General features: G+C 46.3%; 7 protein-coding genes. All 7 read right to left on the reverse strand.

All coding sequences use genetic code 11. The annotated features are described in order from the left end of the window. A partial coding sequence (locus ACQY26_RS07040; protein ID WP_428048437.1) for a peptidase MA family metallohydrolase occupies positions 1-1,059 on the reverse strand: 1,059 nt, incomplete at its 3' end. A gap of 2 nt (positions 1,060-1,061) precedes the next feature. Then, positions 1,062-1,712, reverse strand: coding sequence for a 16S rRNA (guanine(527)-N(7))-methyltransferase RsmG (locus ACQY26_RS07045; protein ID WP_428048439.1), 651 nt, complete (start codon positions 1,710-1,712; stop codon positions 1,062-1,064). Then, positions 1,696-3,468 carry a tRNA uridine-5-carboxymethylaminomethyl(34) synthesis enzyme MnmG gene (mnmG, locus tag ACQY26_RS07050; protein ID WP_428048441.1) on the reverse strand — a complete coding sequence of 591 codons (1,773 nt, stop codon included), beginning with the start codon at positions 3,466-3,468 and terminating at the stop codon, positions 1,696-1,698. Before mnmG ends, ACQY26_RS07045 begins: the two co-directional genes overlap by 17 nt. A 4-nt stretch (positions 3,469-3,472) precedes the next feature. Beyond that, positions 3,473-4,816 (reverse strand): tRNA uridine-5-carboxymethylaminomethyl(34) synthesis GTPase MnmE, encoded by a 1,344-nt coding sequence (gene mnmE / locus ACQY26_RS07055; RefSeq protein WP_428048443.1) that lies wholly within the window; start codon positions 4,814-4,816, stop codon positions 3,473-3,475. A 184-nt stretch (positions 4,817-5,000) separates the two neighbouring features. After that, on the reverse strand, positions 5,001-5,540 hold the full coding sequence (locus ACQY26_RS07060; RefSeq protein ID WP_428048445.1) for an OmpA family protein: 540 nt from the start codon (positions 5,538-5,540) through the stop codon (positions 5,001-5,003). Between the two features lie 423 nt (positions 5,541-5,963). Next, a complete protein-coding gene (locus ACQY26_RS07065; protein ID WP_428048447.1) occupies positions 5,964-6,977 on the reverse strand; it encodes a hypothetical protein in 1,014 nt (337 codons plus the stop codon). A gap of 254 nt (positions 6,978-7,231) precedes the next feature. Then, positions 7,232-7,580 (reverse strand): ankyrin repeat domain-containing protein (locus ACQY26_RS07070; RefSeq protein WP_428048449.1); only part of this gene is annotated, 349 nt, incomplete at its 5' end.

The following is a 7,580-nucleotide window of genomic DNA, read 5'->3' on the forward strand; positions in this document are numbered from 1 at the left end:
GTTTAAAGGCATACCGTAAGAGCGGAACATCGCCCGCCCCAAAGGCATACCGTCTTTCAAATTCTTGCTGAATTGATAGAAATCGTCTTTGCCGTAACGCTCAAAAAGAAATTTTACAACGCTGTATGCCTGGGCATACCACATGGCAACGTCGTCCTTTTCATAGCCGGATAAAGACGGCACATTGGTAAATTCTTCAAAATCTATGTACTCTTCCCGCGCGAATTTAAGACCGAAAACGTTAAGCCATTCGTTTTCCGCCGGGCTTTGGTAGAGCGATTGAACGTAGACGGCAAAGCCCTCGCTCAGCCAGCTAGGCGCGGAAGAAGGCTCAAAAAATCCGTCAAAATAAATATGGGTAAGCTCATGCATAAAATTGCTTTTGAAATTGCGGTTTTCCATTAAATATATATACTGGGCCGATATATTCGCCGCGCCGCCGCTCCAATCGGGGCGGCCCGAGTATGAAGTATAACTGGATTTGGTTCTGAACACCATTAAAAGTATGCGCTTTACTTCCGTCAATACGGAAAAAGGCGTAACATTCTTTAAAAGGCTGGAGTGCATTTTAAGCACCAAAGTTTTAAAATCGTCAGTAAGCGGAGTGTACTCCCTGTACATGACATAAGGCCGCGCCGTCGCCGAAAAGAAACCCTCCGGCAGAGGCGGCAATGATTCCTCATGAAGTTTTGAAAGCGTCTGCTGGACGTTTTTTATCCTTTCGTTACGCGCCTGAAGTTCGCTTTCAGCGTCTTCTTTCCCCAAATCCACATTTATTTTTTGAGCGTCCTTGCGGCGTTTTACGTTAAACTTTTTTTCTTCCTCTTTGGCGGCGCGGTACTTATCGGTTACGCGCATATCCGGCACCTGATTAAAAAAGGAATTGTGCTTTTCTTCTTCCCGCCCGCTTATTACGCGCTTCACCGCTTGGTTTATGCGCGCGGCGCGGAGTTCGTCGTCATCGGGCGAAACAAGCGCGTTGGGCTGATTATAAACGAATACGCCCAAAGCGGTTAAAAGAATAAATACCAAAAGGTAAAGTTTCTTTGTGATATCCATATTTAAATCTTTTTGAAAACCGACAGCCTTCTTGTTTTATCTTCCCCGAACAGTTTATATTCCCGGCTTAAATTACGTTCATAAGAGCATGAACATACTTTTAAAACTTCTTCGGACCATTCTCTGTCTTCCGTCTGAAAAGCCGTAAAAAATCCGCCGTTCTTCAAATCCGCGCAGCATAAAGGCAAAATGTCGTTGATTTTGCCCATGGCTCTTTCCAGCGTAAAATCAAAAGGGCCGGCTTTTCCGCCCGACGCGCCGGCACGCACGTTAAGAGTACGCGCGCCTTTAAGGCCGAGCTTCATTATACACCATTCCATAAAAAGACATCTCTTGCCCAAAGTTTCCACGAGCGTTAAATCGCAGGCTTCGCCCAAAGCGATTTTCGCGCTGAGCCCTATATAACCGCAGCCCGCGCCGTAATCGGCCAAAGAGTAAGTTTTTTTGCCAGCGGACAAAGCTTTTATCAAAGAAGCGGCAAAAAGCCCGTCGGTAATGTGCCTGTCCCAAATTTCCTGTTCGCTTTCAACGCTGGTTAAATTCAAATCGTCCTTTTTAAGCCAAACCAAAGCCGCGTAGCAGCGCAAAGCCTCCAGCTGAGAAGGCGAAAGAGAAAGATTTAAAGACTCCAAGAAATCAGTTCTTAACTTCATTTTTAGCCCTTCTGAATTTTTCTATATGTATGGCGATGAGCTGCAAATCCGCCGGAGTAATGCCAGGGATTCTGCCGGCCTGGCCCAATGTTGAGGGCCTGATTTTGGCCAGCTTTTGGCTTGACTCTATCAATATTCCTTTTACGCCGGCGACGTCGAAGCCTTCCGGGATAACTATTTTATCGGCGTTGGCCAAAGCTTTTGCGTCTTTTAAGTTGCGTTCCAAGTAGCCGGCGTATTTGCGCTGAACAGCCGCCGTATTTTTAGCCGCGCTTAAAGACCACGGACTTAAATCCGCTTCCTCTATGCCGGCTTCCGGGTTTTTAAGCAATTTCTCCACCGCCGCTTTATAGGCAGCAAAAGGCTTTGCGTAATCCGCCGGAAGAGAACCCAATTCTATCGCAAAACCGCTAAGGCGCAAATCGGCGTTGTCCGTCCTGAGAATTATCCTGTATTCCGCACGGCTTGTAAACATACGGTAAGGCTCGTTTACGCCTTTGGTTATTAAATCGTCTATCAATACGCCGATATAAGCCTGATCGCGCCTTAAAACGAAAGGGGCTTTTCCCTGCGCTTTCAATGCGGCGTTAAGCCCCGCCATAAGGCCCTGCCCGCCGGCTTCTTCATAACCGGTCGTTCCGTTAATCTGCCCGGCAAAAAATAAGCCGGGGACGGTTTTAACTTCCAAAGCCGCGTTAAGGCAGGTAGGATCAGCGTAATCATATTCTATTGCATAACCCGCGCGGACGATTTGGGCGTTTTCAAGGCCGGGAACGGATTTTAAAAGTTCGTACTGCACATATTCCGGCAGACTGGTGGAAAAACCTTGTATATAATACTCCTCCGTGTTAAGGCCTTCGGGCTCAAGGAAAAGAGGATGATGTTTATTTTCCGGGAATTTTACGGCTTTATCCTCTATTGAAGGGCAATAGCGCGGACCTATCGAGTGAATATTGCCGGAATATAAAGCCGATTCCAGAATATGTTCTTTAAGCACTTCCGCCGTTTTATCAGTGGTGCGCGCTATATAGCATTGCAGAAATTTTTTGTCTTCCGGCCTGTTGAATACCGACATGGGCGTATAAGGATTATCGGAAGGCTGAGGCGTAAATTTGGAAAAATCAACCGTCCTGCCGTTAATGCGCATGGGAGTGCCGGTTTTCATACGGCCTATCTTTATGCCGCATTCGGCCAAACTTTGGCTTAAGTAATTGCTGGCGACGTCGTTATAGCGCCCGCCTTCAAGCATAAGCTTGCCGATATGGACCGTGCCTTTCATAAAAGTGCCCGGCGTAACAACTACGGTTTTGGTTTTGTAGCGAGTTTGCCTTAAAGTATCCACCGCGGTTACGGCATTATCCGTCGAAACGATATTTTTGGCTTCGTCCTGGATTATATGCAAATTGGGCTGAAGTTCCAGAAAATGCTTATATGTGTATTGGTATATTTTTTTATCGCACTGTACGCGCGGGGACCATACCGCTTCCCCTTTGCCAGTGTTAAGCATATGATAATGCACGGCCGCGGCGTCGGTAACTTTGCCCATGGCGCCGCCGAGAGCGTCTATTTCCCTTACTATCTGCCCTTTGGCTATACCGCCTATAGACGGATTGCAGGACATCTGCGCAACCGTATCAAGATTTTGGGTTATCAAAAGCGTAGACGCGCCCAGCCTGGCCGAAGCCAAAGCCGCTTCGCATCCGGCGTGCCCGCCGCCTATTACTATAACGTCGAAAGTTTTATCGTAAACGAACATAAATTTATTTACCTACGCAAAATTTAGAAAATATTTCGCCAAGTACGTCGTCGGGGGTAACTTCCCCTATCAAACGGCGCAGGCTTAAAAGAGCGCGGCGGATATGCTCCGCCATAAGTTCCAATTCCTCAAAACGCTCTTTGGCAAATTGCAGTTCGGCGGAAGCTTCCTTTAAAGCTTTATAATGCGCGGCGGAAGTGATAAGGATATCGTCTTCCTGCAAAGCGCTTAAGCCTATCGCCGAAGTTATTTTGTTTTTAAGCTCCTCAAGCCCCGCGCCGGTTTTGCAGGAAATAAAACAATCATACTCCCCCTCTTTTCCTTCCGCGGGGAGCGACAAATCCGTTTTATTTAACACTTTTAAAACCTTTTTGCCGGTTGAAAGAGCTTCCTTTAAAATTTTTTCCTGCGCTTTGGCGTCCGCGTGCAAATCCGCCAAAAATATTATTATATCGGCAGAATGCATGGCTTTGCGGCTTCTTTCTATGCCCTCGGCTTCCGCCGCGTCGGAATGGTCGGCGCGTATGCCGGCGGTGTCCGTCAAAACCAAGGAAAAATCATTTATTTTTAAAACCGCGTCAACGGTATCGCGAGTGGTTCCGCTTACCGGGGAAACTATCGCCCTGTTAAAACCCAAAAGAGCGTTTAAAAGGCTGCTCTTGCCGCTGTTGGGAACGCCGACTATCGCAGTTTTTATCCCCTCTTTAACCAAACGACCCGCGCTGAAAGTTGAGGCCAAAGCTTCAATTTGATTTATAACTCCGTCTAAAAAAGGGAATATTTCATCTTCGCTTAAGGCTTGCATTTCGTCGTCCGCGTCATCTATGCGGACTTCCGTTTTCGCCAAAAGTTCCGTCAAAGCGGCGCGGATATTTTTAAACTTTTCGGATAATCTGCCGTCTAAAATATTTAAAGCCGCGCGGTGGGCCGATTTGTTTTTCGCCGCGATAATATCGGCTACGCCCTGTGCCTGAGCCAAATCCATTTTTCCGTTAAGATAAGCGCGCATGGTAAATTCGCCGGGTTCGGCAAGGCGCGCACCCAAGGAAAAAACAATTTCCAGCAGTCTGGCTTTTATGTATTCCCCGGCGTGGACGGTAAGCTCAAAAGAATCTTCCCCCGTATAACTTTTGGGGCCCTGATAATATACGGCAACGGCCGTATCCAAAACCGATTTGCCGTCATGCACTCTGACGAAATACGCGCGGCGCGGCTCGAAATCGCTTTTGCCCGTAAGCGTTTTAAGCACGCTTAAGGAAACCGGCCCGCTGACGCGCAGTAAAGCCACGGCCCCGCTTGAGGCCGCGGTTGCGTAAGCCGCAACGGTATCTTTGGCAAAAATATCCATGTATATATTTTACATTTTTATTTATGCGCGTAATATAGCTAATTTGGTTAATGGGGATATCAGGCGGGAAATACGGCCCGGCGGCATTGCGTCTGCCTAAAAAAACGGGGCCGGCTTTGGCAGCCGGCCCATATTAAAACTGAAATATATCCCACGGCAATCACGCCGGAGGGGTTACAAAAAATCAATAAACCGTTTCCCAGTGCCTGGTGGTAAGAGTAAATTCAACCCTTCTGTTGCAGGCTCTGGCTTCGGGGGAGTCATCGGCTTTAACCAGCGGGCGGCGTTTGCCGTGGCCGTAGGTCTTAATGGAATCCGGGTAGACCCCGCGGGAGGATAAATAACTCTTTATCGCGTTGGAACGCGCGCTGGAAAGCCAGTCATTATATTCATCCGTGCCGACCTCGTCCGTATGGCCTTCCACTATCAGCTTCATTGAGCGGTTGGCAACCATAATCGCGGCGACTTTATCAAGCACTTCATAAGAGCTGGGCACAAGAACTATGCCGTCAAATTCAAATTCAACGCTGGGGATTTTGCGGCTTTCGCGCATTTGGTCCACGCTCTGTTTGCGCCATTTGTCTTCATTGGCGCGTTCCGGGCACAGAGCGCTTAAAGTAAATTTATCGCTGTCTTTTTTAACTTCTCGGTCCGCTTTGCGTTCGGCGGAATAGCATCCGGTCAAAAAGACCGCGCAGATGGACAATAACAAAATAAATCTCATAATAAAACCTCCGTTTTAACAAAAATATTATATCAAATAGGCTTATAAATTCAATAAATTTTTTACCGGCCGGTTTTATCCACATTTATCCACACTTTGTGGATAAAAAGGCTTTTTCGGGCTTTTGTTTATTAAAAAAGGGGCTTTTTTCGCAAAAATCAAAAGCTTTTGTTTTTCCAAAGGGCGCGAGGCTGTGGATAAGTGCGCTTTTCTGTGGATAACTTTTGCCGTCCGCACAATACAGACAGCGGCAATCGAATCGTTTTTCACGCCCGGCTCCGACGTGAAATTTACGTTTTTTATCAAAAATAACGCTTCAAGCAAAAAAGTTTTAAAAAAGCAAGCTTTTTGTGGATAAATTTATAAAAAAGGGCCGTTTATACATATAAAAAATCGTAAAAACGGCCCTAAAAAACGCAAATTTTACTTGGTTATTTTAAAAGAAACTTCAAAAGGCAAAACATCGCCCGCAAAGCCGGAAATTTTAACTTTGCCGGGCTGAGCTCCGTAAATTACGCCGAAAGAAGCGGTGTCGTAATCCCAGGAAAGAAAAGGCGGCGCGATTTTAAGCGAAGCCGGTATATAATTAAGCTTCAAACCTTTTTTGCCGGTAATATCCAGCCAAAAATTAAAGCGTTCTTCGCTGACAGCGGACGCGCTTTTTGCCGAAAAAGCTCCTTTGGCTTTTAAAGGTTTTAAAGAATCCTTTTCAAGCAGATAAGTCAAATTGAGAATGTCTTTCAAATCCGTCGGATTGACGCCGGCGTTGTCAACTATTTTATAGCCGAAATTATCAAAAAACTTAAGACCGGCCGCTTCCAAGGCGCTTTGCAAACGGGCCATATTCCCCATGGAGCCCACGGCCCAAACGCGAGCCGATTTGGAAGCCCCCTCAAACCCCGCGGGCATGGCTGTATTCACGTAAAAAGATAAAGCAAATCCGCTTATATATCCGCTTAAAGAAGGCAAAGCGTTTATAACCGGCGCGGAATAGCCTTCCCCCGCCAAAATAATTTTAGCGTTTTCGGAAGCGTCAATTTTGTAATTTACTTCCATATAAGGCAGCAATTCCCTGCCGAGAAAACCATCCAAAGCTTTTGCGGATGGAATATTGTTAAAACGAATATTGACAAAAATACATTTGCCCGCATATTCTTTAGGGAAGGAGGAGTATAAAGCTGCCCTTGGCAGTTCTTCCTTATTGATAACGTAAACCGAGCAAAAACGGGCTTCATCCGCTTCATAGCCGTCAGGGAAAACCACGTTTATTTTGGGAGCGTAGCCCAAATATTCGGAAGGGAAAAAGACTATCGTATCTTCCCCCTCTTTGCTAAATATCCGCATATCCTGCTGCATTGAGGCGGGCGTTATGCGTATTTGCGCGGAAGCCAAAACCGCTAAAACCATAAATGATAATGCAAGTTTAAGTGTTTTCATAAAAACATTTTACAATTATAAGGCTTTTAAGGCAAAAGGGGATTTATGTCGGCAGGGTGTCGGTAGAGCGGAGGATTATTTAAGCCTGCCGCCAAAACTGCTTTAAGCTGCAGAATTTCTTTTAGGTAAGGGCTTTCCCAAGGTTTCCGGAGGCTTTCCGCTAAAAACCGCCTATGCCGGTAAGGCAAAGGCGGTTTTAGTATGCAAAGCCGTTGTTTAATGTGCAATTTGTTCCGTTCGGCTAAGATTTTTTATTATCTAGCACCCGCCTGTTTTAAAATATTGACAATTTCAGTATGGCCCTTTATGCTTGCGAACCTTAAAGCGGTAGTCCCAGTCCAATCCTTGGCCTTCGCATTTACGTTTGCTCTAGCTGAGATGAGGACTTTCACAATATCTGTGTGTCCCTCTTGGCTTGCGGCCATTAAAGCGGTAAATCCTACATTGGATTTTGCATTTAAGTTTGCTCCGGCGGAGATGAGTGCCTTTACTACCTCTGTGTGTCCCTTTAGGCTTGCCAATATTAAAGCGGTGAATCCTTCATTCTCTTTTGCATTTAAGTTTGCTCCGGCGGAGATGAGTGCCTTTACTACCTCTGTGTGT

The organism is Candidatus Proelusimicrobium excrementi (assembly GCF_937881865.1).
Lineage (GTDB): Bacteria > Elusimicrobiota > Elusimicrobia > Elusimicrobiales > Elusimicrobiaceae > Proelusimicrobium > Proelusimicrobium excrementi.